At 66.2% G+C, this 25,315-nt stretch carries 23 protein-coding genes and 7 tRNA genes; 23 read left to right on the forward strand and 7 right to left on the reverse strand.

Translation table 11 applies throughout. The annotated features are described in order from the left end of the window. Window positions 1-7: 7 nt before the first annotated feature. From IBX22_RS01235 to IBX22_RS01250, 4 genes are read left to right on the forward strand one after another with little or no spacing between them, the layout of a single operon-like run. On the forward strand, window positions 8-1,012 hold the full coding sequence (locus IBX22_RS01235; protein WP_194813534.1) for an MlaD family protein: 1,005 nt from the start codon (window positions 8-10) through the stop codon (window positions 1,010-1,012). A 1-nt stretch (window position 1,013) separates the two neighbouring features. Continuing rightward, window positions 1,014-2,096, forward strand: coding sequence for an MlaD family protein (locus IBX22_RS01240; protein WP_194813535.1), 1,083 nt, complete (start codon window positions 1,014-1,016; stop codon window positions 2,094-2,096). Then, complete coding sequence (locus IBX22_RS01245) at window positions 2,096-3,136, forward strand: MlaD family protein (protein WP_194813536.1); 1,041 nt, start codon at window positions 2,096-2,098, stop codon at window positions 3,134-3,136. Before IBX22_RS01240 ends, IBX22_RS01245 begins: the two co-directional genes overlap by 1 nt. Next, a complete protein-coding gene (locus tag IBX22_RS01250) occupies window positions 3,133-4,137 on the forward strand; it encodes an MlaD family protein (protein WP_194813537.1) in 1,005 nt (334 codons plus the stop codon). The genes IBX22_RS01245 and IBX22_RS01250 overlap by 4 nt, the downstream gene beginning before the upstream one ends. On the opposite strand, the gene IBX22_RS01255 is transcribed toward IBX22_RS01250, so the two are convergent. Continuing rightward, window positions 4,130-4,789 (reverse strand): hypothetical protein, encoded by a 660-nt coding sequence (locus IBX22_RS01255; protein ID WP_194813538.1) that lies wholly within the window; start codon window positions 4,787-4,789, stop codon window positions 4,130-4,132. The two genes, IBX22_RS01250 and IBX22_RS01255, sit on opposite strands and share 8 nt — an antisense overlap. A gap of 107 nt (window positions 4,790-4,896) precedes the next feature. Between IBX22_RS01255 and IBX22_RS01260 the strand changes: the two genes are divergently transcribed. After that, on the forward strand, window positions 4,897-5,640 hold the full coding sequence (locus IBX22_RS01260) for a TetR/AcrR family transcriptional regulator (protein ID WP_309234374.1): 744 nt from the start codon (window positions 4,897-4,899) through the stop codon (window positions 5,638-5,640). Between the two features lie 18 nt (window positions 5,641-5,658). On the opposite strand, the gene IBX22_RS01265 is transcribed toward IBX22_RS01260, so the two are convergent. After that, complete coding sequence (locus IBX22_RS01265) at window positions 5,659-6,549, reverse strand: hypothetical protein (protein ID WP_194813540.1); 891 nt, start codon at window positions 6,547-6,549, stop codon at window positions 5,659-5,661. A gap of 181 nt (window positions 6,550-6,730) precedes the next feature. Here IBX22_RS01265 and IBX22_RS37220 point away from each other — a divergent pair, with 181 nt between their 5' ends. From IBX22_RS37220 to IBX22_RS01320, 11 genes are all read left to right on the forward strand, one after another. Continuing rightward, entirely contained in the window at window positions 6,731-7,132 is a 402-nt protein-coding gene (locus IBX22_RS37220) for a ubiquitin-like protein (RefSeq protein ID WP_228538123.1), read from the forward strand. Between the two features lie 149 nt (window positions 7,133-7,281). Next, window positions 7,282-8,829 carry a glycoside hydrolase family 10 protein gene (locus IBX22_RS01275; protein ID WP_228538124.1) on the forward strand — a complete coding sequence of 516 codons (1,548 nt, stop codon included), beginning with the start codon at window positions 7,282-7,284 and terminating at the stop codon, window positions 8,827-8,829. A gap of 275 nt (window positions 8,830-9,104) precedes the next feature. Next, window positions 9,105-9,177, forward strand: a tRNA-Ala gene (locus IBX22_RS01280). 2 nt (window positions 9,178-9,179) lie between these two features. Beyond that, a tRNA-His gene (locus tag IBX22_RS01285) sits at window positions 9,180-9,256 on the forward strand. A 1-nt stretch (window position 9,257) separates the two neighbouring features. Next, window positions 9,258-9,336 (forward strand) — tRNA-Tyr (locus IBX22_RS01290). A gap of 25 nt (window positions 9,337-9,361) precedes the next feature. Beyond that, window positions 9,362-9,436 (forward strand) — tRNA-Glu (locus IBX22_RS01295). A 1-nt stretch (window position 9,437) separates the two neighbouring features. Next, a tRNA-Val gene (locus tag IBX22_RS01300) sits at window positions 9,438-9,508 on the forward strand. Window positions 9,509-9,533: 25 nt separating this feature from the next. After that, a tRNA-Lys gene (locus IBX22_RS01305) sits at window positions 9,534-9,606 on the forward strand. 1 nt (window position 9,607) lies between these two features. Continuing rightward, window positions 9,608-9,680 (forward strand) — tRNA-Lys (locus IBX22_RS01310). A gap of 51 nt (window positions 9,681-9,731) precedes the next feature. Next, complete coding sequence (locus IBX22_RS01315) at window positions 9,732-10,547, forward strand: tryptophan 2,3-dioxygenase (RefSeq protein WP_194813542.1); 816 nt, start codon at window positions 9,732-9,734, stop codon at window positions 10,545-10,547. Continuing rightward, complete coding sequence (locus IBX22_RS01320) at window positions 10,544-11,758, forward strand: kynureninase (RefSeq protein ID WP_194813543.1); 1,215 nt, start codon at window positions 10,544-10,546, stop codon at window positions 11,756-11,758. Before IBX22_RS01315 ends, IBX22_RS01320 begins: the two co-directional genes overlap by 4 nt. A 4-nt stretch (window positions 11,759-11,762) precedes the next feature. Here the strand turns inward: IBX22_RS01320 and IBX22_RS01325 are convergent, their stop codons facing one another. Next, window positions 11,763-12,311: a hypothetical protein gene (locus IBX22_RS01325; protein WP_194813544.1), complete on the reverse strand. Its 549-nt coding sequence runs from the start codon at window positions 12,309-12,311 to the stop codon at window positions 11,763-11,765. A 243-nt stretch (window positions 12,312-12,554) separates the two neighbouring features. Here IBX22_RS01325 and IBX22_RS01330 point away from each other — a divergent pair, with 243 nt between their 5' ends. Next, the gene (locus IBX22_RS01330) at window positions 12,555-14,396 is read left to right on the forward strand and encodes a hypothetical protein (RefSeq protein ID WP_228538125.1); all 1,842 of its coding nucleotides are present in this window, start codon (window positions 12,555-12,557) and stop codon (window positions 14,394-14,396) included. 74 nt (window positions 14,397-14,470) lie between these two features. After that, window positions 14,471-15,292 (forward strand): adenylate/guanylate cyclase domain-containing protein, encoded by an 822-nt coding sequence (locus tag IBX22_RS01335; protein WP_194813545.1) that lies wholly within the window; start codon window positions 14,471-14,473, stop codon window positions 15,290-15,292. A 25-nt stretch (window positions 15,293-15,317) separates the two neighbouring features. Here IBX22_RS01335 and IBX22_RS01340 read toward each other — a convergent pair whose 3' ends face one another. Together IBX22_RS01340 and IBX22_RS01345 are read right to left on the reverse strand one after the other, a co-directional pair. Continuing rightward, the gene (locus IBX22_RS01340) at window positions 15,318-17,123 is read right to left on the reverse strand and encodes a long-chain fatty acid--CoA ligase (protein ID WP_194813546.1); all 1,806 of its coding nucleotides are present in this window, start codon (window positions 17,121-17,123) and stop codon (window positions 15,318-15,320) included. Continuing rightward, window positions 17,116-17,571 carry a MarR family winged helix-turn-helix transcriptional regulator gene (locus tag IBX22_RS01345; protein WP_194813547.1) on the reverse strand — a complete coding sequence of 152 codons (456 nt, stop codon included), beginning with the start codon at window positions 17,569-17,571 and terminating at the stop codon, window positions 17,116-17,118. The genes IBX22_RS01340 and IBX22_RS01345 overlap by 8 nt, the downstream gene beginning before the upstream one ends. 219 nt (window positions 17,572-17,790) lie before the next feature. On the opposite strand from IBX22_RS01345, the gene IBX22_RS01350 reads away from it, so the two are divergent. The 5 genes from IBX22_RS01350 (at window position 17,791) to IBX22_RS01370 (ending at window position 23,392) form a co-directional block, all read left to right on the forward strand. Beyond that, window positions 17,791-18,831, forward strand: coding sequence for a phosphotransferase family protein (locus IBX22_RS01350; protein WP_194813548.1), 1,041 nt, complete (start codon window positions 17,791-17,793; stop codon window positions 18,829-18,831). A gap of 25 nt (window positions 18,832-18,856) precedes the next feature. Then, on the forward strand, window positions 18,857-20,080 hold the full coding sequence (locus tag IBX22_RS01355) for an acyl-CoA dehydrogenase family protein (protein WP_194813549.1): 1,224 nt from the start codon (window positions 18,857-18,859) through the stop codon (window positions 20,078-20,080). A gap of 31 nt (window positions 20,081-20,111) precedes the next feature. After that, on the forward strand, window positions 20,112-21,113 hold the full coding sequence (locus IBX22_RS01360) for an NADP-dependent oxidoreductase (RefSeq protein ID WP_194813550.1): 1,002 nt from the start codon (window positions 20,112-20,114) through the stop codon (window positions 21,111-21,113). Beyond that, window positions 21,114-21,725, forward strand: coding sequence for a TetR/AcrR family transcriptional regulator (locus IBX22_RS01365; RefSeq protein ID WP_194813551.1), 612 nt, complete (start codon window positions 21,114-21,116; stop codon window positions 21,723-21,725). It begins immediately after the preceding gene. Between the two features lie 257 nt (window positions 21,726-21,982). Further along, on the forward strand, window positions 21,983-23,392 hold the full coding sequence (locus IBX22_RS01370) for a DEAD/DEAH box helicase (RefSeq protein ID WP_194813552.1): 1,410 nt from the start codon (window positions 21,983-21,985) through the stop codon (window positions 23,390-23,392). Window positions 23,393-23,411: 19 nt separating this feature from the next. Here the strand turns inward: IBX22_RS01370 and IBX22_RS01375 are convergent, their stop codons facing one another. Next, window positions 23,412-24,743, reverse strand: coding sequence for a DoxX family protein (locus IBX22_RS01375; protein ID WP_194813553.1), 1,332 nt, complete (start codon window positions 24,741-24,743; stop codon window positions 23,412-23,414). After that, entirely contained in the window at window positions 24,740-25,312 is a 573-nt protein-coding gene (locus tag IBX22_RS01380; protein ID WP_194813554.1) for a M15 family metallopeptidase, read from the reverse strand. Before IBX22_RS01380 ends, IBX22_RS01375 begins: the two co-directional genes overlap by 4 nt. Window positions 25,313-25,315 lie beyond the last annotated feature (3 nt).

The following is a 25,315-nucleotide window of genomic DNA, read 5'->3' on the forward strand; positions in this document are numbered from 1 at the left end:
CTTCTCGATGGAACGCTGGTTGCCGCTGGCGCGCACCCCGGACCGGCACGAAGCAGCGACACACCGCCGGGAATTCCGGCTCGGCATCATCGGGGCTGCGTTCGTCGCGGTGCTGCTGGTCGCTACGGCTGTCATTTATGTTCTGCCGCTTGGTAAATCGACCTACACCGCGGAGCTCTCCGAGGCGCAGTCGATCCGGGAGGGTGCGCAGGTGCGGGTCGCGGGGATCACCGTCGGGTCGGTGACCGAGCTCGAGTTGCTGCCCGACCGGGTGCGAATGCGGTTCACCGTCGACCGCGAGGTGTTTCTCGGCGCGGACACCAGCCTGGAGATTCGCATGCTCACCGCCGTCGGCGGGCATTACCTGGCGGTCTTCCCCGCCGGGGACAAACCCTTGGGCAAGAAGATGATTCCGCCCGACCGGGTGCGCCTGCCCTACAGCCTGGTGCAGACGCTGCAGGACGCGGCCGCTCCGGTGTCGGAGGTGGATGGCGACACCCTGCGCAACAATCTTGCCGCCCTGCAGGAGTCGATCCAGAACAGTCCCGATGCGTTACGTCAAATGGGCACTGCCACACAGAGTTTCGTGACCATTCTGCAGCGCCAGAATCAGGATGTGTCACGAGCGCTGACCGTTCTGGACGAATACCTCGGTGCCGTCGATGTCCACAAGTCACTGCTCGGCACCTTCGTCCGGGAGCTCGGCATACTACTCATTCTCGGCCTGAACAAGCGTGCCGAGATCGAGGTGGCACTGACCATTACCGCGCAGCTGCTGTCGCGGATCGCGGCGCTGGAACCGTCCTATCGGGACATCTTGAAGCCGATGACGAGCAAACTGCGAGAACTGCTGCCGCAACTGGAGCAGCTGAGCAACCAGCTGGATGTGGCATTGCCCGCGTGGAAGGAGTTGCGCGAACGGCTCGTCGCGGCAACCACTTCCGAGGAGGGCCTCGTCATCGATCACTCGATGCTGAACGTATGCGTGCCGGTGCCGGGGCGGGGGTGCTGAGATGATCAAGCGGATCCTCGGCGCACCCGGATTCGTCACCGTCGCGGGCGCGCTCGCGTTATCGATCGTCACGATCATCGCGTATCTGATCGTGTTCGATCCGATGAAGAAGACCATTTCCTACTGCGCGATGATGCCCGACGCGGTCGGGCTCTACCCCGGCAACCACGTCACCATGCTGGGCATTCCGATCGGCACCGTGGACACCATCCGGCCCGAAGGCGCCGGTGTGCGGGTCGAGTTCCAGCTCGAAGCCGAACGGGCGCTGCGCGGTGAGGTGACCGCGACCACGGTGTCCGACAGCCTAGTCGCCGACCGCAACCTTGCGGTGCTCGGCGATGCTATGTCGGCGGACCGCTGGGATCCCGGCACCTGCATCACCAAGACCTTCACGCCGAAGAGCATCAGTCAGACGCTGCAAGGCTTTTCGCAGCTCGCCGATCAGCTCAACGGCGCCACCCGGCCCGGCGAAAGGACCCGCATCCACGACAGCGTCCTCGCCTTCGAGCACGCGACCGCCGGCACCGGGCCTGCGCTCAACAAACTGATCAAGGACCTCGGTCAAGCCCTGCGCGCACCCGACGCCGCCATCGGGCATATCGGATCGCTGCTCGACTCGTATTCGGGACTGATCAACAGCATCGCGATGAACTGGGACATGATCACCGATGTCCTGGCCCGCGCCGGTACCGGTATCGCGTTCATCAACGAGCTGTGGGATACCGCGGTGCGGCTGATCAACTCGCTGCTGGTGATCCTGCCGTGGTTCAACGAGATGGCAAGGGAATGGGGGCGGCCGCTGCTCGGGGCGCTGGACGGCGCGCTGCCCGGGCTGCGGCTGCTGGCGGCGAACGTGGCGACGTTACAGCAGATCGTCACGATGATTCCGCCGATCGTGGACGCTTTCGCGCAGATGCTCGACCCGGTGACCGGCAAACCGCGGCTGACCTACGCACCGCCGAAAGTGGCGCTCCCGCAGGAACAAGCCGATCAGATCTGCGCGGCCGTCAACGCGCTGGTGCCAGGGAAATGCCGGACCGATGCCAACCTGGTACCGCTGCTGCTCGGATCGGCGGGTGCGTAATGCGCTGCAAGCCAATTCTTTCGGTCGCCATCGTCTTCCTGGTTACAGCCTGCGGCTTCGACCCCTCCCAGGTGCCGGTGCCCGGCGCGAATGTCTCCGGCCCGACCTATCAGGTGCATATCGAACTGGCCCATGCCCTCAACCTGCCCGCCCAGGCCAAGGTCGTCGCCAACGGCGCCCACATCGGGACCCTGCGCGAAGTCCGGGTGGTCGACCCGGCACCGGAGCAGCCCGGGCGGGTCGAAGCGATCGTCGCCATCAGCGACTCGGTCCAGTTGCCCGTCGACACCACCGTGCAGCTGCGGCAGAACACCATCCTCGGCGACATCTTCATCGGACTCAACACGCCCGCAACCGGTTTCGGTAAGACGATACCGCCGGGCGGCACCATCCCGCTCGCGCAGACCCGGCCCGCGCTGCAGATCGAAGACCTGCTCGCGGGCATGTCCACCTTTGTCGGCGGTGGGGCGGTGCAGCAGCTGCAAGACATGATCATCCGGCTGAACCGGGTGCTGCCGGAGCAACCCGCCGAGACCGCCCGGATCTTCGACGTGCTCGGCAGGGACGTGGAAGACGTTGCGGGGAACCTGGATTCGGTCGATCGATTCCTCGACGCGATCGAGAAGGATCTCGCTGCGGTCCTGGACAATCCACGCGAGCTCGGGGAATTGCTCAGTGCGCGCGGCGCGATCGAGATTCCGGCCGATGCCAAATCTCTGGTGCTGACCCTGGGCGTGATCGGCGGGCTCGGGATCGTCGGACATGCGGTGGAATGGCTCGGGCCGCTGCTGGAGGCCAGCGATGCCGCAGCCAAAGCCCTTGTCCCGCTGCTGTACTCGAATCGGCCGCTGGATCTGACGGCGCCGTCCAACCTGCACAGCCTGGTGGCGCTGATCCGGGACAAGATCATCCCGTTCGTGCAGCGCGGGCCGAAGGTGGCTATCGGACGGATCGAGGTCGAGGGTGCGCCCGCGGTCGCCGCCGACGAGCAGGTCGCCGCGATCATCAACACGCTCAGGATGATCGGGGTGGTCCGATGAGTTTCGACAGTGTCTCCGAAGCGCGCACCCGGCAGCTCGGATCCCTGGTATCGCTGCTCGCGATCGGCACGATCCTGGTGGTCGGCGCCGCCTATCTCACCTTCGGCGTGGTCAAGGTCGACTGGTTCGCCGAACGGATGACCGCGACCATGGTGGTGCCGGATTCCGGTGGGCTGCTGCCCCGTTCGAAGGTGCTGCTCTCGGGGATCGAGATCGGCAAGGTCACCACCGTCCAGCACATCGGCGCCGGGATCGAGGTCGCGTTCGATTACGACGCCGACTACCGAGTCCCGGTGACCAGTAGGGTGCGGATCGAGGCGCTGTCCGGTCTCGGCGAGCCGTATGTCGAGTTCCGGCCCACCCAGGGCGGCGGGCCGTTTCTGCGCGACGGGGAGCGCGTCGACGCCGCCGTGATAAGTGCACCGGTGTCGATCCCCGATGTCGCGCGGACCGCGACCGAGTTGCTGCGGCAGCTGGATCCGAAGGCGTTGAGCGCGATCGTCGCGAATTTCAGCATCGGGCTCGCGGGCACCGAAACGGTGATTCCGCACCTGTCCAGGTCCACCGATCTACTGGCGGCGACGCTGCTCAGCCGGACCGAGCTGATTCGCAAGATGCTCCTCGACATGCAGGCCGAGGCGGAGCAGATGGCGTGGGGCGGCGAGCAGCTGAGCGGAGCCTCGGCCACGTGGGCCGATTTCGGGCCACGCGTCGCCGAGGTCGCCGCCTCGATCGCGCGCATCATCCGGATCGGTGACACCCCCGCCGACTACCTCACCGACACCGAGGAAATGACCGGGCTGGTGCCGCTGCTCAATCAGGTGGCCGGCAAGGTGGACAAGCTCGGGCCGGAGCTGCGCAAGCTGCTGCCGGTGTTCGAGCCGCTGTTCGCGATGCTGCCCGGACTGATCTCACGCATCGATCTGGGGGCTCTGATCTCGCAGGCGCTGCATTCCACCAGTCCCGATGGTGCGGTGCAGTTGCAGATCGGGATCAGGTGACCGTCGGGACGCCTACCCCGTCAGCGCGCCTGGTGCGCAGCATGGCGATGCTGATCGCCAAGAGCCACAGCATCATCAGGCCGCCCATGGTGGCGGTGGTGCCCCAGCCGTTGGCGGCGTAGAAGTTCGCGGGGTTGTTCCCGAAGAACAGCGACGGGACGAACAGCAGCTGCGCCGCGGCCAGGAGGTAGGCCGACCACACCGTCCAGTCCGGCAGCAGTCGCGCCTTGGACATCGCGAAACCGAAGGCGCACAGGAACAGTGCCATCAGCAGCTTCGAGATCGAGCCGTACAGGATGTAGGTGCCGGTCACGGTGATGGTCGGATCGATCGGCTCCGCGGCCTCGATCACCGCGCCGACCTCCAGGCCGGTGGAGACGAACGAGACGGTGATCCACATCAGGCCGGCCGCGGTCACCAGCCCGCCCGCCCATTCATACTGCGGCGCATGGGCTTTCACGAGATAGCGGAGTCCGGACATGAAGACGACGAACAGTGTCAGGCCGGTGAGACCGAACAGGCTGCGGGTGAAGACGTTCCAGTCCGGCGGTGGGCCGGAGTAGAGGAAGTAGAGCGGTAGTTCGACCAGCGTGAGCGCGGTGGCGATCAGCCCGGCGGTGCCGATGACTGTGCGGATCATGGTGCTGTCCATCGGGTTTCACTCCAGACGGCCGCTGCCGCGGCCATTAGTATATGTCTTATACTTTAAGTGTTATACCCTGGCGTGTACAAGCCGCATCAGACTGGAGAGTGAGATCAGTGATTGCCGACCTCCCCGACGATCTGGCCCGGCTCTGGCGCGTACCCAAAGGCTCCCGCCTCGGCCGGCCCGCCGCACTCGACGTGGACGTGGTTGTGCGCACCGCCATCGAACTGGCCGACCGCGACGGCCTGCCGGGCGCCACACTCCCCAAACTCGCCGCCGAACTCGGCGTCACCCCCATGTCGCTCTACCGCCACGTCGGATCCAAGGACGAACTCCTCACCCTGATGGGCGACCTCGCCTTCGGTCCCCCACCGGAATACCCACCACCACACAACGATTGGCGCGCCATGCTGCGCCAATGGGCCCACGCGCAATGGGCAGTCCACCGCCGCCGCCCCTGGCTCGCCCACCTACCGATCTCCGGCCCCCCGCGCGGCCCACACCTCCTCGCCTGGGTCGACGCGGGCCTGCGCGCCGTGCGCGACACCGGCCTGGACCCCGCCGCGAAACTCGGCACCCTCACCGTCGTCAGCGGCTACGTCCGCCACGCCGATCTGCTGGCACAGCAACTCGCCGAAGGCTGGCTGGCCGACGGCACCGCCCAGCCACGGCACGAACAAACCTACGGCCGCCAAATGTCAGCCCTGATCGACCCCAACCGTTTTCCCGACGCAGCCGCCCTGTTCGCCTCCGGGCTGTTCGAGTCGCCACCACCGACCACCGATCCCACCGGCGACGACTTCCACTTCGGACTGGATCTGATTCTCGATGGTGTGGCAGTCGCGATAGCGCGCTGAGGCTGGGCCGACAGGTCGTCAGTCGCCGAAGATCTCATCGACGGAATCAGCGGTCGCCGCCCGGACAGTCCAAGTGCGAAGTTGAGCCTCTTCGGCGTGCAATGTGCGCTCTCGCATTTCGTCCGACAGCGACATTCCGCGAGCCGCGAGAACCTCTAGGAGCACCTCGGCAAAACCTTCAGCCCGACCTTCAGCGCGGCCTTCAGCCCGGCCTTCTGCCCTGATCTTCTCGTAGAACTTGTCGCGGTAGACGGTGGTCATGAGTGCCTCCAAGGCTTTCTGGATGTGCTGGGAGGATGCCTCGCGTATGGCGGAATTGTAGCGACATTTCCGATCCTCATCGAGGTTTGCTATCGCCGCCAAGACGAGGTGCTGGTTGACGGCAGCGTTCAGGTCGAGTGCGCCTGTCAGACAAGCCAGTACGGCCAGTTCCGGATTCGCGGTAGCCAGGCCTGGATCCGTGGGATCAGGGGTGTTGGCCGGACCTATGACATGTGGGGTGAGGGTGAAACCACGGTGGCCGAGGTGGATGGGACGTGCGCAAGCACGGGCCACCCTGTGCTTACGCGCGACCACGATTAAGTGAACGTCGCAGCGGTGGGTTGCGTGGGCGTTCACCACATAGGCCGGCCAACTGCGTCGCTTGTGCGGCTTCGGCTCGGCTGTCTGCGGCTCGATGATCGCGACGAGGCGCTGGGCCTCCGACGCGAGCAGCACGACGAGGTCTGCGCGGTACTCCTTGGGTTTCGGTGGGTCGCAGGTGCTGAGGTCGCTGTCTGCGATGGTGACGGTCGGGTGGTTTGGGGTGGGGACGCCCATCGCGCCGAGGAGCGCGAGGACCAGCTGTGGGTTGTTGCGGCACAGCTCGCGGATGGTGTCGTGAACTAGGCCTGGCATGGGGATGATCATGGGGCCGGGGTCCGACAGGTGGCGGGCTGTAAGTCGGCTACCTGCAACGATATTGGAACGCGGTCGGGCGTTTCCGGGACTCGTAGCTCAACCGGGAGAGCAACGGCTTTGCACGCAGCCCCGGTCGCATCGACCGGCGTGGCAGCGCGGGCAGCGCGGTGCGAGCTGGGAGGATTCTGTGTTGAAGGTTGTTCCCGGTTGCACCCCAACAGGAGGACGTACCGTCATGCCAAGGATTCATATCGCACTGATCGCGGCCACCATCGGCGTCTCCACCGCATGCGGCAGTGTCGCAGCCGCACCACCGTCCCAGGGCGATATCGCCAGATCACCCGCGCTAGTAGCGGCGCAGGATATGACAATCACGATCAAATTCGTCGGCGACGGCAGCCCGGAACCTCTCCAACTGCACGTTGAGCCCGATGACACGATCGAATACGTCAAGACCTTGATCGCCGACGAGACCGGGATCTCTCCGGACGCCCAGCGGCTTATCTACAAAGGCAAGCAGCTGGAAGACGGACGCACACTGTCGGACTACGACATCCAGAACAATGCGACGCTGCACATGGTCCAGCGGTAGTGGACAGGCCCTGACCCCCATCTGCCGAAGATGCGGGCATCAACCGGCACGCCCAAGCTGGCGACAGGCCGGTGCCACATCGTGTGAAAGGCAAGGAAATGCGCCCTGTCCGCGCCATGAGGACGGCTCGTCGGGGTGGTGCGGTCGCGATGGCGTTTGTGGTCGTTGCCGCCGCGCTGGTCTCGTCGACGGCATCGGCTCCGGGATGTGCGGCACCGGACCCGGCAACGCCGAAGCGGCAGGTGCGGGCGGAGTGGATCGCCAGCGTCGAGAACATCGACTGGCCCTCACGCCCTGGCCTGAGCGCAGCCGAGCAGCAAGCCGAACTGGTCGGCTGGCTCGACGAAGCGGTGCGCAGGCGGTTGAACACAGTTTTCCTGCAGGTGCGCCCGACCGCCGACGTGTTCTGGCCTTCGGCGCTGGAGCCGTGGTCACAGTGGCTGACCGGCGTGCCGGGCCGCGATCCCGGCTACGATCCGCTGGCGTTCGCGGTCACCGAAGCCCACCGGCGTGACCTCGACCTGCACGCATGGTTCAACCCGTACCGGGTGGCACTGCACACCGACCCGAGCCGGCTCGCCGCCGGGCATCCGGCCAGGCTGCACCCCGACTGGATCGTGGCCTACGACGAAAAGCTGTACTACAACCCGGGAATCCCGCAAGTCCGGCGGTTCTGCCAGGAGGTCATCCTGGAGGCGGTGCGCCGATACGACATCGACGGCGTGCACTTCGACGACTACTTCTACCCCTACCCTGTCGCCGGGCAGCAGTTCGATGACGAGGCGACCTACCAGCGCTACGGGGCGAGCGAGTTCCCCGTCAAGGCCGACTGGCGGCGCCATAACGTCGACCTGCTGATCTCGGAGCTGTCCCAGCAGATCCGAAACCTGCGACCGCAGAGGCAATTCGGCATCAGCCCGTTCGGGGTGTGGCGCAACAACGTGACCGACCCGGACGGCTCGCGCACCTCGGCCGGCGTGCAGTCCTACGACGACCTCGGCGCCGACACCCGCAAGTGGGTGCGCGAGGGCTGGCTCGACTACATTGCGCCCCAGCTGTATTGGAGCATGGGGTTTCCCGCGGCGGACTACAGCGAGCTGGTCTCCTGGTGGGCATCCCAAGTGGACGGCACCGATGTCGCGCTGCTGATCGGGCAAGCCAACTACAAGGTAGGCGTTTCGACCCAGTCTTCTGCATGGATGGACCCCGCAGAGCTGTCGAACCACCTGAGCCGCAACCGATCCCAGCCGCAGGTGCGTGGCGATGTCTTCTTCTCCGCCAAAGCGATGCGTGCCAACCGGCTATCCCACATGGACATCCTGACCAGCACCCATTACCGCCGACCAGCGCTCGTCCCGATACCACCCCGGTCCACAGACAACACACCGCACCGACCTTTCCTCCACACCGCCCGAGCCGATCCCGCCGGCATCACCCTGCACTGGACGCACACCGACCCATCAGCGACATCGGTTGCGGTATACCGGATCCAAGGCACCCGCGCACCCAACAGTTGCGACCGCACCGACGCCACAAACCTGCTCGGCACCGCCCGGGTGACGGACAGTCCACTGCAGTCGTTCACCGACACCACCGCCGACCCCGCCCACCACTACACCTACCTACTCACCCTGCTCGACAGGACGCACCATGAGAGTGCACCGAGCAACCCACGATCGGTATCACCCCGCACGTAACCGAAATAAATAGGTTTCGCGGGAGCGGGGCCGCTGCTATCTTGGTGATACACAACAACGGAGGGATCGGAAATGATCGGGCATCGGGAATTCGAGGTGAGTCGGCATGTGGTCGGCGGCTGCTCGAAGCATGCCTCGGTCGCGAAATATGCGGCGCATCCGATCGGTCCTTGATGAGGGTTTGAGAACTCGTCAAGGGTCGCACCACAGAATGTGGGAGCGGCCCTGTTTTTTGTCCGCAGCGTTTATTCGACGCGCCAATTTTCTTTATTCCCGGGCTCGTAGCTCAACCGGGAGAGCAACTGTTTTGCACGCAGTCGGTTGTCGGTTCAAGTCCGATCGAGTCCACGCAGAGCGAAGCCAAAGCGGTCGCGGCACCAGTTTGTGGAACTGGTCGTAGCGGGTTCGAGTCCCGTCGCTCTGCCCAAGGGGGCGATGAGCCTGGTGGCTCAACCTGGCTGTAACCCAGGTGCTCGCGCATGGCAGGTTCGATCCCTGCCGCCCCCACTGGTGGATCACCCGATCCGCTTACGGCGCAGTTGCTCTGCTGGTACGGGCATCCTGACTTTCACTCAGGAGGTCGTCGGTTCGATTCCGATCTGCGTCACGCCTGCTTAGTTCAAGGGAAGAATGCCTCTCTTACAAAGAGGAGACGGGAGTTCGAGTCTCTCAGCGGGTACTACCACGACGGTTGATCCCGTCTCGCGCTCGTAGCTCAGTTGGTAGAGCTCCGGTCTCTTAAACCGGATGTCGCAGGTTCGATCCCTGCCGGGCGCACGCCTCCATAGCTCAATTGGCAGAGCAGCTGACTTTTAATCAGCGGGTCGTGGGTTCGATTCCTACTGGGGGCACTTCGCAAGTACCGCCATGCTGCGTCGAGCGGACCCTGCACAATCGGAACCATGGTTGCTCACTCTTCTGATCGCGTTGAGACCCCCTCACCCGCCCAGACCTACGGGTCGTATCTGGCGCTGGATGAGGTGCTCGGCGCGCAGCATCCGCGCTCGGACGAGCACGATGAGATGCTGTTCATCGTCATCCATCAGGTCTACGAACTGTGGTTCAAGCAGCTGCTGCATGAGTTGGGGCACCTGCAAAGGAAACTGGCTGCTGGGAACACTGCTCATGCGCTGCATACGTTGCGTCGAGTGCTGAATATTCTCAAAGTGGTTGTCGCGCAGATCGATGTGCTGGAAACGATGACGCCGCGGCAGTTCACCAGTTTCCGGGTCCGGCTGGAGGCGTCGAGCGGCTTCCAGTCCGCGCAGTTCCGCGAGTTGGAGGCGGTGCTGGGCCGGCGGGACGAGGGGGCGTTCGCGCACTATCCCGAGGGTGGTGCGGACCGGGAGCAGATTCTGACTGCGATGTCGCAGCCCTCGCTGTACGACTCCTTCCTGCGTTACCTGGCCGTGCAGGGTTATCCGATACCTGCCGAGCAGCTGGAGCGGGACGTGCGTATCGCTGCCGCGCCGGCGCCGGAGATTCAGCAGATTCTGCTAACCGTTTACACCGATGACGGTGGCCCGGCACAGGTCGCCGAACGGCTGGTCGATCTGGATGAGGGACTGCAGGAGTGGCGGTACCGGCACGTGATGATGGTGCGCCGCACCATCGGTGACAAGCCGGGGACGGGTGGGTCCTCGGGCGCGGACTACTTGCGCGGCACCCTCTTCCAGCCGGTGTTCGGCGATCTGTGGGCCGTCCGGAGCCGACTGTGACCACTATCGACGATCTGCGTGCCAGTCCAAATGCGCTGTCCGCGTATTATTCTCGGTTCCGGGTCGACCAGCGGCTGCTGCTGACCGGGCATTCACATCAGGCTTGGCCCGATGTCGCGTTGCGCGGTCACCTGGAGGCGTTCGACGACGCGGCCGACGCGGTGGACGGCAAATGGGAGCGGGCCCTCGGCAAGGCCGAGCAGGTGCGCGCCGGTTTCCGCCGGATGCTCGACGATCCGGCCGCGGACCTCGCCCTCGGCGCCAACACCCACGAGCTGGTGGTTCGCTTCCTGTCCAGCGTGGATCTGCGCAGGCGTCCGCGGCTGGTTACCACCGCGGGCGAATTCCACAGTGTGCGCAGGCAACTGGCCCGGCTGGCGGAGGAAGGTATCGAGGTGGTCCGGCTGGCGCCGGATCCGGTGGACACCCTTGCCGCACGGCTGGCCGGAGCAATCGACGATCGCACCGGCGCGGTGCTGGTGTCGTCGGTCCTGTTCGAAACCGCGCGAATCGTGCCCGGACTCGGCGACCTCGGGACCGCGTGCGCTCGGCACGGGGTGGAACTGCTGGTCGATGCCTACCACGCGCTCGGCGTGACACCGTTCTCGGTGCCGGGGCTGGGATTGGACTCGGCCTGGGTCGTCGGTGGCGGTTACAAATACCTGCAACTCGGGGAGGGCAACTGCTTTCTGCGGTTGCCGCCGCATGCCTTGTCCGCGCGCCCGATCATCACCGGCTGGTTCGCGGAGTTCACGGAACTGGCCGGTCCGGGCGCGGACCAACAGGTGAGTTATGCGCCGGGCGCGGCCCGCTTCGCCGGCGCCACCTACGACCCGACCAGTCACTACCGGGCGAGCCACGTCTTCGACTTCTTCGCCGAGCAGGGCCTCACACCCGAGTTCCTGCACCGAATATCCCTGCACCAGAACGAATTACTGGCCCGGCTGTTCGACGATCTGGACGCTGCGCCCGACCTGATCACCCGTGACCGCACCGCCGCACGGTCTCGGTTCGGCGGTTTTCTGGCATTGCGAACTCCCCGCGCGGCGGAGCTGCATCACGGCCTCGCCGAGCGCGGCGTAGCCACCGACTTCCGCGGCGAATACCTGCGATTCGGCCCCGCGCCGTATCTGTCGGACCGCCAACTCGAGTCCGCGATGGCGGCCCTCGGCACGGTGCTGCGCAATCTGCGCCGCAGCGCGCCGCCCTGAACGACTATGCGGCGCAGCCGATTGCACGTCCTGCCGCCGCGGGCACGCCGTGCCGGTTCACACAGTCGAGGCCTTCGCCGACGTCGATCACGTACCAGCCCATGTGCCCGTTCCGCGAGGAGTACTGGAACAGGTACATGACCGGATGCAGGGTGCCCTCCGGATGGCTCATCGCCGAGGCGTAGGTGCCGCTGCACCGTGCGTTCTGGAGATCGGCCATCGGATACTTGGGCGTACCGGTCATTCGCAACGAGGTGATCAGGTACTCGCGGGTCACCACGGCGCAGGGTTGATCCGCTGACGGCGTGTCCGAAGGCAGGGGCGCCGCCGAGGAAGTGGTGCTCTTGGTGGCAGGCGCTGTGGTCTCGACGTCAGGCGCTGGGGTTTCCGCGCCGGGCGCGGTCGTTTCGACGGTGGACGCCGTGGCCGGGGCGGTCTTGGACGCGGTGCTCGATGCCGAGGGCCCGGCATTGGACGCGCCCTCACCGCCACACGCAGTGAGGGTCACCGCAGCGACGGCCGCGACGGCCGCGAGCAGAATATGTCGGGTCATGTCGTCTCCCCGGGTAGGGGCCGCCCTCATTGGCGGCCGCTCCCAGACTGTCTGGCCGACAGAGGATTTCGTTTCATCCGCGAACTATGGCAGATCCCACACCCGGTACCTGTATCGCTACGACCGACGTGACCGATTGGCCGCGAACGTGATTCAGCGTTCTCCCGGATTGCCGAGGCGGGCACCGCGCCCGCCGACCGGGGATCCGCGCGGCGCGGGCCACCGCGGCTACGGTAAAACGCCATGGACACCGTCGTGGTCGCCCTACCTGTGCCCGTCCGTGACTCGCGGCCGGAGCCGACCGTCCCAAGCCTTCCCACAGCCGGCAGGAACGCGCGACCGGTAATCATCGCGGCCGTCTGCCTGATCCTCGGACAGCTGACAATCCGAGGCTGGGTGGCCGGTAGCGGATATTTCTACTGGGACGACCTCATCCTGGCCGGCCGGGTCGCCAGCTATCCACTGTGGTCGGCCGAGCTCCTGCTCTACGACCACGACGGGCACTTCATGCCCTTGGCCTTCGCCACCGCCTGGCTGCTGACCGAAATCGCGCCGCTGGCGTGGGCCGGTCCGGTGGCGTCGCTGCTCGTCCTGCAACTCGCGGCATCGATGGCGGTGTTGCGCATGCTTGTCGTGCTGGTGGGCGCACGACGGATGATCCTCGTCCCGCTGGTCTTCTATCTGTTCTGCCCGTTGACACTTCCGGCTTTCGCGTGGTGGTCGGCCGCGCTGAACGCGCTGCCGCTGCAAATCGCGCTCGCGTGGGTGATCGGCGACGCGGTGCTGTTGGGGCGCGGCGCCCGGCGGCGGCATATCGTGTCCGCGCTCCTCGTTTTCGTTGCGGCGCTGTTGTTTTTCGAGAAGGCGGTGATCATTCCGCCGGTCGCGGTTGCCGTTGCCGCCCTCGCCAACTACGTCGCCGAGGGCCGGGTCGGCTGGCGGGAGGTCTGGCGGCGTGGTGCGGGGTTGTGGGCCGGGTCCGCGGTCGTGCTGGTGTTCTGGGCGATCGGATATCTGGCGGTCGTCGATGTTTCCGTCCCCCAGCACAGCGTGGGTGAACTGCGCGAGCTCCTGCCGCATGTGACATCGCTCGGCTTCGTGCCAGCTCTTTTCGGCGGGCCCTGGATCTGGGAGCGATGGGTCCCGTCGACGCCGTGGGCGGACCCACCGGGCTGGGCCGTCGCTGCGGCGTGGGTGACGCTGGGTGCTGTTGCGGCACTGTCTATCCGGGGCCGGTACAGGGTGTGGGCGGTCTGGCTGACAACAGCCAGCTACGTTCTGGTCGCCCAGTTGCCGGTCGCGCTGGCCCGCAGTGGGCCCAACACCGCGGGCGAGATCATGCAGTCTCTGCGCTACTTCGCCGATATCGGCGTGATCCTCGCAGCGGCAGCAGCATTGGTGCTGAGCGCCCGGCCTCGACATGGTGTCCGCGCCTTCCGGGCCGGTCCGCGGACAACGGCCGCCGTGCTGTCGCTGTTCCTGGTGAGCAGCCTGTGCACCACCTACACCTTCGTGCGGTCGTGGCGCACCGGCCCGACCCACACCTACCTCACGAACGTCAAAACAGCGCTGGCCGAACACGACGGCGCGCCGCTCCTCGAGCAGGAACTACCGTGGGATGTGCTGAACCCGCTGGTATATCCACAGAATCTGGCCAGCCGAGCGCTTGCCGCCGTCGCACCTGCGGGCACCTTCGCCCAATCGACGCCGCAGCTTCGGATGATCACCGATTCCGGGACGATCGTCGACGCGTCGGTCTGGTGGAACCGCAGCATCCTGCCAGGACCAGAGCCGGACTGCGGCTACCGAATCCGCGGCGCCGACCCGGTCCCGCTACTGCTTGACGGCCCCATGCTCGAGCACGAATGGACCGCACAGCTCAACTATCTCGCGAACCGCGACGGCTGGATAACACTCGCCTTCGAACACGGGCGGCCTGTTTCAGCTCCGGTCCGACAGGGTCTGAATACCGTCTTCGTTCGAGTAATCGGCAGTGGTCAGAGGCTCAAGATCGCAACCCACACAACAGGTCTCGCACTCTGCGTGGGCGTCGGTCCGGTCGGTGTCGCGTCCTACGACAACTGAACGTCAGCAAGGTCGCGACAGCGACTAGAGTCGGACGCGCTTGTGCCGACCACCTTCGATGACGGAACCCGGTGATGATCGAGCTCGTTCTTGCGGCAGTCGCGGCGCTGGAAGCCGTGGGGTTGGTCGTGTTGGCCGTGTCGCTGCGGCGCAGTCGCCGGGAATTCGATGCGCTCCAGCGCCGGGTCGATGCCCGGCAACAGCTGATGATCACCGGCCGGGAGGCGGTCAAGACCGTCTGGGATACCGCGAACATCCTGCGCAAGAAGGGGTTTCGCGGTGCGGTGCTCTCCTCGATCGAAGACTTGGCCGGGTGGGCCCAGGTCGAACGACCAGATCTGGCTCGGCTGACACCCGACGGGCACGTCGTGATCGCGTTCTCCGATATCGAGGGATCCACCGCCCTCAATGAACGCCTGGGTGACCGGAACTGGGTCAAACTGCTCGACCGCCACGACCGGCTGATCCGCAAGTTCGTCGCCGAGCACGGCGGGCACATCGTGAAAAGCCAAGGTGACGGCTTCATGATCGCGTTCGCCGAGCCCGAGCAGGCGGTGCGTTGCAGCTTGGATGTGCAGCACGCGCTCGGCAACGGCGCCGCACTTGCCGGCCGCGAAAGTATTCGGGTTCGCATCGGCATCCACATGGGCACATCGGTGCGGCGCGGCGATGATCTGTTCGGCCGCAATGTAGCCATGGCGGCGCGGGTCGCCGGACAAGCCGACGGCGGGGAAGTTCTGGTCAGCGACACCGTGCGGGAATCGCTTGTCGCCGAGCGGGATATCGCCGTGGTCGCCGAACGCGAAGTCGAATTGAAAGGCCTGCACGGCACCCACCGTCTCAGTGTGGTCGAACGCGCCGAGCAGGATCAATCGACACGGCGGGTCCGTCGCTGACCCCCTCGATCAGCGGACGACGACCTCAGCGGCGATACATGTTCTCGATCGCGTCGGCATAGCGTTCGGCGATCACGTGGCGTTTGACCTTGAGAGTGGCGGTGAGCTCGCCCGACTCCTCGGTGAAGTCATGATCGAGCACAGCGAACTTCTTGATGGATTCGGCGTGCGAGACGGTGGTGTTGGCGTCGTCGATCGCCTGCTGCACCTCGGCCTGGAGTGCGGGATCGGTGCGCAGGTCGGCGACGGTCGCGTTCGCCGGCTTGCCGTTGGCTGCCTTCCAAGCCGTGAATGCCTGCGGGTCGAGGGTGGTCAGCGCGGTGATGTAGGCACGTCCGTCGCCGAGCACGACGGCTTGCGAGATCAGCGTGTGCGAACGGATGAGGTCCTCCATCGGGCCGGGTGAGACGTTCTTGCCGCCGGCGGTGACAAGCAGGTCCTTCTTGCGTCCGGTGATCGAGAGGAAGCCGTCCTCGTCGAGTTCACCGAGGTCGCCGGTGCGCAGCCAGCCGTCATGCAGTGCGGCCGCCGTGGCTTCCTCGTTGTGCCAATACCCGGCGAACACCACACCGCCGTCCAGTTCGATCTCACCGTCCTCGGCGATCCGGACCGCGTTGCCGCCCAGGGCGCGGCCCACGGTGCCGACCTTCACCGAACCCGGAACGTTGACGCAGTGGGCCGCGGTGGACTCGGTCAGCCCATAGCCTTCATAGATCGGGACGCCGACGCCGCGGAAGAAATGCCCCAGCCGGGCCGACAGCGCCCCGCCACCGGAGATGGCGAACTCGCAGTCCCCGCCCAGCGCCGCCCGCAACGGCGAGTACACCAAGCGGTCACACAACATGTGTTGAATGCGCAGCAGCGGTCCCGGTCGGTGCGCGAATTCTCCTGTGTGATCAACTTTTTCGCTCCACCGGATCGCGGTGCGTTCCGCGAATCGGAACACCGCGCCCTTGACCTTGCCGCCCTCATGCGCCTTCTTGTACGCACCGTCACGAACCTTCTCGAACACCCGCGGTACCCCGAGGATCGTGTGCGGCCGGAAGCGGGTGAACTGTTCGGTAATGGTCTTGAAGTCCGACCAGTGTGCCTGTGTCATTCCCCCTTCGAGGCCGGCCATCGAGACCGCGCGAGCCAGCACGTGCGCGAGCGGGAGGAAGGTGAGCATCCGCTGCCCGGGACGGGCGACGTCGCCGATACTGGCGTTGAGAATGCCGCGCACCTCCGAGAGAAAGTTGCGGTGCGTGAGCATGCAGCCTTTGGGGCGACCGGTGGTGCCGGAGGTGTAGACCAGCGATGCCAGATCGTCGGCGCGCAACCCGTCGAGCCGCTCCCGCAAGACCGCGTCGGAAATGTTCGCGCCGTCGGCGATCAAGACGTCTTCGGCTCCGTCGCCGATGACCAGCATCCGCCGCAGCGTGTCCGGCGCACCGTTGAGCAACTCCTTGTGCCGGGTGGTCTCCACCACCGCCAGCGCCGCAGTGGAATCCTCGAGGATCCAGCGCACCTGATCGGCGGAGGACGAATCGTAGACAGGCACGGTGACCGCACCCGCGGCCAAGATCGCGAAATCGAGCAGCGTCCATTCGAACCGGGTCGCCGACAGCAGCACCACCCGGTCCCCGCGCTGGATCCCGTTGGCGATCAACCCCTTCGCGACCCCCGAGACCAGCCGCGCGAACTCCTCGGCGGTGACGTCGAGCCAGCTATCCGCGACCGGTCGCGAGAACAGCACACGTTGCGGTGCCTGCTCGGCCTGGTTGTAGACCGAGCGGACGATGGTCTCGTCCTCGGCGATGGTGAATGTGGTCGCCGCGGCGAACTCACGCATGATCGTCTCCCATGGTCGGATCGAAGTGCTGGAAGCGCCGCAGCGCGCGGGCGAAGTCTGCCAGTTCCCGGGGCGTCCAGTCGGCCGTGCGCTCGGCGAGCCGGGCGCGATCTTGTCCGGTTGCCGCCTCGAGCGCCGCACGCCCGGAGCCGGACAAGGTCAACGGATAGCCGGCGTGCAGAGTGCCCTCCCCTGCCTGCACCCAGCCCGCGTCCATAGCTGCCCGCAGCTGCCGCGACACCGTCGATCGATGCACACCGAACGCCTCCGCGATTTCGGTCGCACGGCAGCCCGGATTCCGGTCGATATAGGACAGCGCCGCCTGCTGCGCGAACGACGGCAGCCCCGCCGAGGCAGGGCGACCCGCGATGATCTCGCGAACGATGTGCATCAGCGCGTCGTGAACTTCGACGAGTTCGGGAGACCACTGCCCAGGTGGGTGTTGCATAGCGCAACTATAACCCCGCAAATGTGTCGCGAATTTTCCGACCGGCCCGAACCCGGACGGAATCGGGCGACCCCCTTGACGATGAGGCCTGCGTCACGCAGGGTGGCACTGACTTAGTAAGCGCTCAGTAAGTAGAGCCGGAGCGGGCGCGCCGACGGCAGTCGACCGCTCGGCTCTACTCCGAAAGGACCACGCTGTGACCCGATTCGAGGGGCCCTGATGAGCGGCTCACCCGAGAGCGACGATCTACCGGGCCTCGATCTGGACCGGCTCACCGGCTGGCTTGCCGCCAACCGGCCGGATCTCGCGAAGGGGCCGTTGCGCGGTCACCTGATCGCCGGCGGGAAATCCAATCTGACCTATGAAATCACCGATGGTGCAACGTCATTCGTACTGCGCAGGCCACCGCTGGGCCACGTGCTCGCTACCGCGCACGACATGGTCCGGGAACATCGGGTGATCAGCGCCCTCGCCGGGACCGATGTTCCGGTGCCCGCCACCTACGCGCTGTGCGAGGACACCGAAATCATCGGCGCGCCGTTCTATTTGATGGAGTTCGTCGCCGGGACGCCGTACCGCAGCTCGGCCGAACTCGAAGCGCTGGGTCCGGCGCGCACAGCCACGGTGTCCACCGGTTTGATCGACACGCTCGCCGCTCTGCACACCGTCGATCCGGCCGCGGTCGGGCTCACGGACTTCGGACGGCCGGACGGCTTCCTGGAACGCCAGGTGCGGCGCTGGAAGAAACAACTCGACGCCTCACACTCCCGGGACCTGCCCGCCGCCACCGAACTGCACGCGCTGCTTGCCGAACAGCAACCACCACAATCGGCGACCGGGATCGTGCACGGCGACTACCGGCTCGACAACGTCCTGGTCGACGCCCAGGGACGCATTGCGGCGGTGCTGGATTGGGAGATGGCAACACTCGGGGATCCGCTCACCGATATCGGTCTGCTGCTGGTCTATCAGCGGATGGGCGCACTCCGGATGCCCGGCGTGACCGATGTGGCCACCGCGCCGGGCTTCCTTACCGAATCCGAGATGCTGGACCGATACGCCCGCCGCGCCGGTCGCGACCTGACCCACATCGGCTTCTACGTCGCGCTGGCCTCGTTCAAGCTCGCGGTGATCGCCGAGGGCATCCATTACCGCTACCTCCACGGCCAGACCGTGGGTTCGGGTTTCAGCACCGTGGGCGACATGGTGGACCCGCTCCTGCGCGCCGGCCTCGCCGCCCTGCGCGCCAACGACAAATGATCATCCACGCCGATCAGGAGTAGAGATGTTCGAGCTCTCCGACCATGCCCTGCGGTACCGCGACGATCTGCTCGCCTTCATGGACGAGCGGATCTATCCCGCGGAACCGATCTTCCACGCGCAGCTGACCGAATCCGGTGACCCGCACTTCCAGCCGCCGATCCTCGAGGAACTCAAGACCGAGGCCAAGAAGCGCGGTCTGTGGAATCTGTTCCACCCGCATCCGGAGTGGGGCCCGGGCCTGACCAATTCCGAGTACGCGCCACTGGCCGAAATCATGGGCCGCAGCGCGCATCTGGCGCCCGAAGCCACCAACTGCAGCGCCCCCGACACCGGGAACATGGAGGTGCTGACGCTGTTCGGCACCGAGCAGCACAAGCAGGAGTGGCTGGCGCCGCTGCTGGCCGGCGATATCCGCTCCGCCTTCGCTATGACCGAACCCGCGGTCGCGAGTTCGGACGCGACCAACATCCAGTTGCGGATGGACCGCGACGGCGACGACTACGTGCTCAACGGCCGCAAATGGTGGACCTCCAACGCCCTGCACCAGAACTGCAAGGTGCTCATCGTCATGGGCAAGACCGATCTCGACGCGCCGGTGCATCGCCAGCAGAGCATGATGGTGGTCCCGCTCGATACGCCCGGCGTGACCGTCGTACGCGGTCTCACCGTGTTCGGCTACCAGGATCGAGAAGGCCACGCGGAGATCGTGTTCGACAACGTCCGGGTGCCGCGCACCGCGTTGCTGGCCGGCGAAGGCGACGGGTTCATGATCAGCCAGGCGCGCCTGGGACCCGGCCGCATCCATCACTGCATGCGTGCCATCGGCATGGCCGAGCGCGCCCTCGATCTGATGATCGATCGGGCGCAGGCGCGCACGACCTTCGGTGCGCCGGTGGCCGACCGGGCCAATATCCAGGACTGGATCGCGGAGTCCCGCATCGAGATCGAGATGGTCCGGCTGCTCACCTTGAAAGCCGCGTATCTGATGGACACCGTCGGAAACAAGAACGCGCGCACCGAGATCGCCGCCATCAAGGTCGCGGCGCCGCAGATGGCGCTGAAGGTGATCGACCGGGCCATCCAGGTGCACGGCGGCGGTGGCGTCTCCGATGACTTCCCGCTGGCCAGCATGTACGCGCATGTGCGGACATTGCGGCTGGCAGACGGTCCGGACGAGGTACACAAGCGGACCATCGCACAGCGCGAACTGCGCCGCCGGGATCCGTCCTGGGGCCGGAAAGCCTGAGAAACCCGACCAATTCCACAAGGAGTTCCGAATGACGAAAACCCAGCAGGTGCGCCTGGCCGAACGGCCGACCGGTCTACCCACCGCCGATACCTGGAACGTGACGACGACCGAACTGCCCGACCTCGAGCCCGGCCAGATCCTGGTGAAAGTCGCCTTCATCTCGCTGGATCCGGCCATGCGCGGCTGGCTCAACGATGTCCGCTCCTATGTGCCGCCGGTGGGTATCGGTGAGGTGATGCGCTCGCTCGACATCGCCACGGTCGTCGAGTCGACCCACCCGGACTTCGCCGTCGGCGACACCGTCAGCGGCATTTTCGGCGTCACCGAATACGCCATCAGCGACGGCCGCGGCGTGCAAGCGGTCGACCTGAGCCTCGCCTCCGGCCCCACCTGGCTGGGTGCGCTCGGGATGCCCGGCATGACGGCGTATTTCGGCCTGCTCGAGGTGGGTAAGTTGCGCGCGGGCGACACCGTGCTGGTCTCGGCGGCCGCGGGCGCGGTCGGCAGCGTGGCCGGGCAGATCGCGAAAGCCAAGGGCGCCACCGTGATCGGTATCGCGGGCGGCGCCGAGAAATGCCGGATGCTCACCGAGGAGCTGGGTTTCGACGCGGCGATCGACTACCGCGCGGGCGATGTGCTGCGGCAGTTGCGTGCGGTGGCGCCGGACGGTATCGACATCTACTTCGACAATGTGGGCGGCGAGATCCTCGATGCCGCGCTGGCCAACCTGCGCCGCGGCGCCCGCGTCGTGCTGTGCGGGGCGATCTCGGCCTACAACGAGCAGAAGCCGCCGCCGGGCCCGTCGCGCTACATGTCGCTGCTCGTCTTCCGGGCGACCATGACCGGGTTCGTGGTCTTCGACTACGCCGACCGCTACCCCGAGGCCGGCGCGCAGCTGGCGCAATGGCTGGCCGAGGGACGGATCAAGACGCGCGAGCATGTGGTCGAGGGCGGCGTGGCCCAATTCGGCGAGACCCTCAACATGCTGTTCACCGGCGCAAATACCGGCAAGCTGGTGCTGGCGGTCTAAATGACCGAATCAGCGGACCGCTCACGAGCGGACGAGACTCGAGCGCGGCTGTTGGATGCCGCCGTGATCGCCTTCGCCGAGCGCGGCTTTCACGGCGCCACCACCCGCGACGTCACCTCGATCGCCGGATTGAGCACCGCGGCGATCTACGTGCACCATCGATCGAAAGAGGAACTGCTCTACCAGATTTCGCATACCGGCCACCTGGACACCCTGGCGCGCATCCAGGCCGCGATCGCCTCGTCGGCGAATCCGGCCGAGCAGCTCATCGCCCTGGTGCGGGACTTCGCGATCCACCACGCCCGGTGCCACACCGCCGCCCGCGTCATCAATTACGAACTCGCGGCGCTGAGCCCCGAGCATCAGCATGTGATCAAGGGCATCCGCCAGACCATCGACACCGAGGTGCGCACCCTGATCGAACACGGCGTCGCCGAAGGCCGATTCGACAACCCGAACCCGCAGATGGCCGCCGTCGCCATCCTGTCGCTCGGCGTCGACATCGCCCGCTGGTACCGCGAGGACGGCGCCTGGACACCCGAGGAGCTGGGTGACCACTACGTCGATCTGGCCCTGCGCATCGTCGGCGCGCGTCGCCCCGACCAGGCCTAATCCGGCAAAACGGCGAGAAAACTCACCCGATGACAACATTCTGCCCAGCACACGCTATTGTTGATCAGGTGCGTGACATGTCACGCCAAGCGTCGTAGATCGCATTCGCTTCGCAACCAGCGCTTGCCGCATCCGCTCTTCTTACGGCGATCGATTTTGCCCATCGGCAATCTCGCCATTCGTGCCCCCGGCGCGGACCCGCAAGGTCCGCAGACGGCTCGGGCACCACCTGATGCCCGAAAGGCACCGCAACACCTATGACTTCTGCTGACATCTCTTTTGCCACGCTCGGCGTGAGCGCCCCCCTGGTGAAGGCGCTGACTCGCGCCGGGATCACCGAACCCTTCCCGATCCAGACCGATACCCTGCCGGATTCGCTGGCCGGGCGCGACGTGCTGGGCCGTGGCCGGACCGGCAGCGGCAAGACCCTCGCCTTCGCCATTCCGATGATCCACCGTCTCGGTGGCGGTCTCGCCGGTAGGCGCGCACCGAGCCGCCCGACCGGCCTGGTGCTGGCGCCCACCCGGGAACTGGCCACCCAGATCGCGACCGCGCTGGAACCCCTCGCCCAGGCCCACCGCATGACCGTCACCACGATTTTCGGTGGGGTCCCGCAGAACCGTCAGGTGCGCGCGCTGCGCGCCGGTGTCGACATTGTCGTCGCCTGCCCCGGCCGGCTCGAGGATCTGATGAACCAGCGTCTGATCTCCCTGGATGCCGTCGCGGTCACCGTGATCGACGAGGCCGACCACATGGCCGACCTCGGCTTCCTGCCCGGCGTGACCCGCATTCTCGCGGCCACCCCGAATGATGGTCAGCGCCTGCTGTTCTCCGCCACTCTCGATAATGGCGTCAACAAGCTGGTCAGCCGCTTCCTGCCGGACGCCAAGCTGCATTCCGTCGATGAGGCGAACTCGCCGGTCGCCGCGATGACCCATCACGTTTTCGAAACCGCCAGCGTCGACGCCAAGCGCGAGATCATCCACAAGCTCGCCTCCGGCTCCGGTCGGCGAATCCTGTTCATGCGCACCAAGCATCAGGCGCGCAAGCTGGCCAAGCAGCTGACCCTCGCCGGAATTCCGGCCGTCGATCTGCACGGCAACCTCTCGCAGGGCGCCCGCGACCGCAACCTCGCGCTCTTCGCCGCCGGTACCGCCCGTGTGCTGGTGGCGACCGATGTGGCCGCGCGCGGCGTGCACGTCGACGATGTCGAGCTGGTCGTGCACGTGGATCCGCCCGCCGAACACAAGGCGTACCTGCATCGTTCGGGCCGTACCGCCCGGGCCGGCAACGCCGGTGATGTGATCACCCTGGTGCTGCCGGGCGAGCGACGCGACCTGGCCGATGTCATGCGCAAGGCCAAGATCAACGTAACCCCCCAGCGGGTCACCGCCGATTCGCCCGTGGTGGGCGAGCTCGTCGGCGATATCGCCGCGTTCGTCGCCCCCTCCTACAGCGAGCGGGCGGCACGTGAAGACGACCGTCGCAGCAGTGGCGGGCCGTACCGCACCAGTGGCGGTGCGCGTCAAGGTAGTGGCGCACCGCGCCGGAGCGGTGGCGGACCGCGCCAAGGTAGCGGCGCCCCGCGCCAAGGCGGCAGCCGTCGCAGTGGCGGTGCGCCGCAAGGGCAGTCGCGCCGTCCGTCCGCGCGCGGAGCAGCCGCATAAGCACGATCCCGCTCCCGGACTAGCGGAAGTACGGGTAGTCCTGCACCCAGTGGAATCCGCGGCTGCGCAGGGTGAAGCTGTTCGGATCCACACGTTCCAGGGTGACGACGACCGGATGGTCGTGCAGGTTCCCGCGAAGTAACAGCCGGTCCGGGGTTGGTCGCTCAGTAGTCAGCATCGCGAATGCCGGCTGCTCGGCGGCCAACCCGGCCGCCGCTGTGATGAGTCGCAGCTGCCCGTCCCGGAATTCGGCGCGCACCGGCACCAGTTCGCCGTTCATGCGTTGATAGGTTGCCGCCTCGGGGTCGTCGAAAACGATTCGCTGCCAACGATTCTCGTCGGTTGTCAGCGGCGGCAGCGCCTGCCCTGCGAGGGTGAAGTCCCGCACCTGCCAGATTCCGTACAGCTCGGATTTGGGGCTGGCGGCACTGTACTGGTCTTGCCAGACCACCCACCGGTCATAGCCGCTACCGAGCGCGACCCAGAGGCCGAGGGCCACCTGAATCCACAGCGCTACGCGGTTCTTCCGGGCGTTGGTGAACAGCGCGGGCTGGGTCAGCGGCTCGCAGGCGCGCTGCCACACGAACACATCGACCAGCCGCCGCAGATATGGGGCGAGCAGCGCCAGGCTCAGCAGCAGCAAGTGCAAGGCGAGCAGCTTTTCCGGTATATCGAAAGCCATATTGAGCAGCAGGATTTGGGCCGTGCTCGCCAGGCTCAGCACAGCGCCCAGCACCGCCGTCCGAGGCACGAACAGCAGCAGCCCGGCCACCACTTCCACTGCGCCGAGCACCATTTCATACGGGTACGAGCTGCCGACCTGAAGCCACAGCACCGAGGCGGGGCTCAGATCGCCGTACGGCTGCAACAGTTGTGCGAGCGTGGGGGCGGGCATCTGGGTCGGAATCAGCTTGGCGAACCCGAAACCCAGCATCGGCACGCCCAGGCACACCCGCAGGAACAGCGTGAACCACGCCAGCAGGCGGGGGTGCGAGGTCCGGCGGTCGAAGGCCGTCCATGCCGCAGTGGCCAGCACCGCGGCTACCAGGATGCAGAACACCAGCACCCAGACCGCCGTCTGGTCGCCGGCTCCGGAGTCCTCGTGCAGCGCCGCGTCGACCCCGAAGACTGTTCTGCCGACCCAACCGGTGACGGGGTCGGTCAGTGCCGTAATCCCCCACGGCCCGATGTATTCGCGGAGCCGGCGGCCCAGCAGGCCCAGCAAGCCGAGCAGCGCGAACGGGATCAGAACGAGGAGCAGGCAGTACAGGCCGAGATAGCCGACGCAGAAGCGGAATGCGATGCGTGTCAGCGGATTCCAGCCGGTCCGTGGGGTAACGGTGCTGGTCACTGCTGCATCCTCGGGTCCTGGGTGGGGTCGGCATATTGGGCCGGGCAGCCGTCGTACTCGGCTTCCGGGCGTAGCTCGTAGTGCCAGGGTTCGTTGGTGTAGATCTGGCACAGCCCGTACTCGGCGCCGTAGGTGGACAGCCAAGCCGCAGCCTTGGCAGGCCCGATATCGACCGCGTCCCCCGACACGTGAGCGGACGTTTCCGGCGTCGCCACCCACCGGGCGGCTTCCTTCGCCGAGCGGTACTTCGAGATCGCGGCACGAAGGAGTTGTTCTTGCTCTGCCCGGGAACGCCAACCGCTGTTGACGACGAACTCGACGCCGTCGTTCGCGGCATCATCGGCGGCTCGGCGCAACGCGTCGAGTAGAGCGGGGTCGAGGTTGGCCACCGATGGATGTGTGTGGTCGAGACCGTCGTAGTCGCTCGACCATGCGGCCGAGAAGGGAGACGCGAGCGACTGGTAGACGAGAACCCCGATCGGCGCGGCGGTGACGACCACCAGGGCTGCGAGGACGGCTGATCGGAGACGGTGACGAGATGCTGTTCGTGCTGGTTCGCGGTAATTCATGCC

The sequence above is a fragment of the Nocardia sp. XZ_19_385 genome, from assembly GCF_015355755.1.
Lineage (GTDB): Bacteria > Actinomycetota > Actinomycetes > Mycobacteriales > Mycobacteriaceae > Nocardia.

What these genes read in the sequence shown, in the direction of transcription:
- IBX22_RS01235 (WP_194813534.1), top strand. Translation starts at nt 8, where the DNA reads ATGGAACGCTGGTTGCCGCTGGCGCGCACCCCGGACCGGCACGAAGCA.
- IBX22_RS01240 (WP_194813535.1), top strand. Translation starts at nt 1,014, where the DNA reads ATGATCAAGCGGATCCTCGGCGCACCCGGATTCGTCACCGTCGCGGGC.
- IBX22_RS01245 (WP_194813536.1), top strand. Translation starts at nt 2,096, where the DNA reads ATGCGCTGCAAGCCAATTCTTTCGGTCGCCATCGTCTTCCTGGTTACA.
- IBX22_RS01250 (WP_194813537.1), top strand. Translation starts at nt 3,133, where the DNA reads ATGAGTTTCGACAGTGTCTCCGAAGCGCGCACCCGGCAGCTCGGATCC.
- IBX22_RS01255 (WP_194813538.1), bottom strand. Translation starts at nt 4,789, where the DNA reads ATGGACAGCACCATGATCCGCACAGTCATCGGCACCGCCGGGCTGATC.
- IBX22_RS01265 (WP_194813540.1), bottom strand. Translation starts at nt 6,549, where the DNA reads ATGATCATCCCCATGCCAGGCCTAGTTCACGACACCATCCGCGAGCTG.
- IBX22_RS01275 (WP_228538124.1), top strand. Translation starts at nt 7,282, where the DNA reads ATGGCGTTTGTGGTCGTTGCCGCCGCGCTGGTCTCGTCGACGGCATCG.
- IBX22_RS01315 (WP_194813542.1), top strand. Translation starts at nt 9,732, where the DNA reads ATGGTTGCTCACTCTTCTGATCGCGTTGAGACCCCCTCACCCGCCCAG.
- IBX22_RS01325 (WP_194813544.1), bottom strand. Translation starts at nt 12,311, where the DNA reads ATGACCCGACATATTCTGCTCGCGGCCGTCGCGGCCGTCGCTGCGGTG.
- IBX22_RS01330 (WP_228538125.1), top strand. Translation starts at nt 12,555, where the DNA reads ATGGACACCGTCGTGGTCGCCCTACCTGTGCCCGTCCGTGACTCGCGG.
- IBX22_RS01335 (WP_194813545.1), top strand. Translation starts at nt 14,471, where the DNA reads ATGATCGAGCTCGTTCTTGCGGCAGTCGCGGCGCTGGAAGCCGTGGGG.
- IBX22_RS01340 (WP_194813546.1), bottom strand. Translation starts at nt 17,123, where the DNA reads ATGCGTGAGTTCGCCGCGGCGACCACATTCACCATCGCCGAGGACGAG.
- IBX22_RS01345 (WP_194813547.1), bottom strand. Translation starts at nt 17,571, where the DNA reads ATGCAACACCCACCTGGGCAGTGGTCTCCCGAACTCGTCGAAGTTCAC.
- IBX22_RS01350 (WP_194813548.1), top strand. Translation starts at nt 17,791, where the DNA reads ATGAGCGGCTCACCCGAGAGCGACGATCTACCGGGCCTCGATCTGGAC.
- IBX22_RS01355 (WP_194813549.1), top strand. Translation starts at nt 18,857, where the DNA reads ATGTTCGAGCTCTCCGACCATGCCCTGCGGTACCGCGACGATCTGCTC.
- IBX22_RS01360 (WP_194813550.1), top strand. Translation starts at nt 20,112, where the DNA reads ATGACGAAAACCCAGCAGGTGCGCCTGGCCGAACGGCCGACCGGTCTA.
- IBX22_RS01365 (WP_194813551.1), top strand. Translation starts at nt 21,114, where the DNA reads ATGACCGAATCAGCGGACCGCTCACGAGCGGACGAGACTCGAGCGCGG.
- IBX22_RS01370 (WP_194813552.1), top strand. Translation starts at nt 21,983, where the DNA reads ATGACTTCTGCTGACATCTCTTTTGCCACGCTCGGCGTGAGCGCCCCC.
- IBX22_RS01380 (WP_194813554.1), bottom strand. Translation starts at nt 25,312, where the DNA reads ATGAATTACCGCGAACCAGCACGAACAGCATCTCGTCACCGTCTCCGA.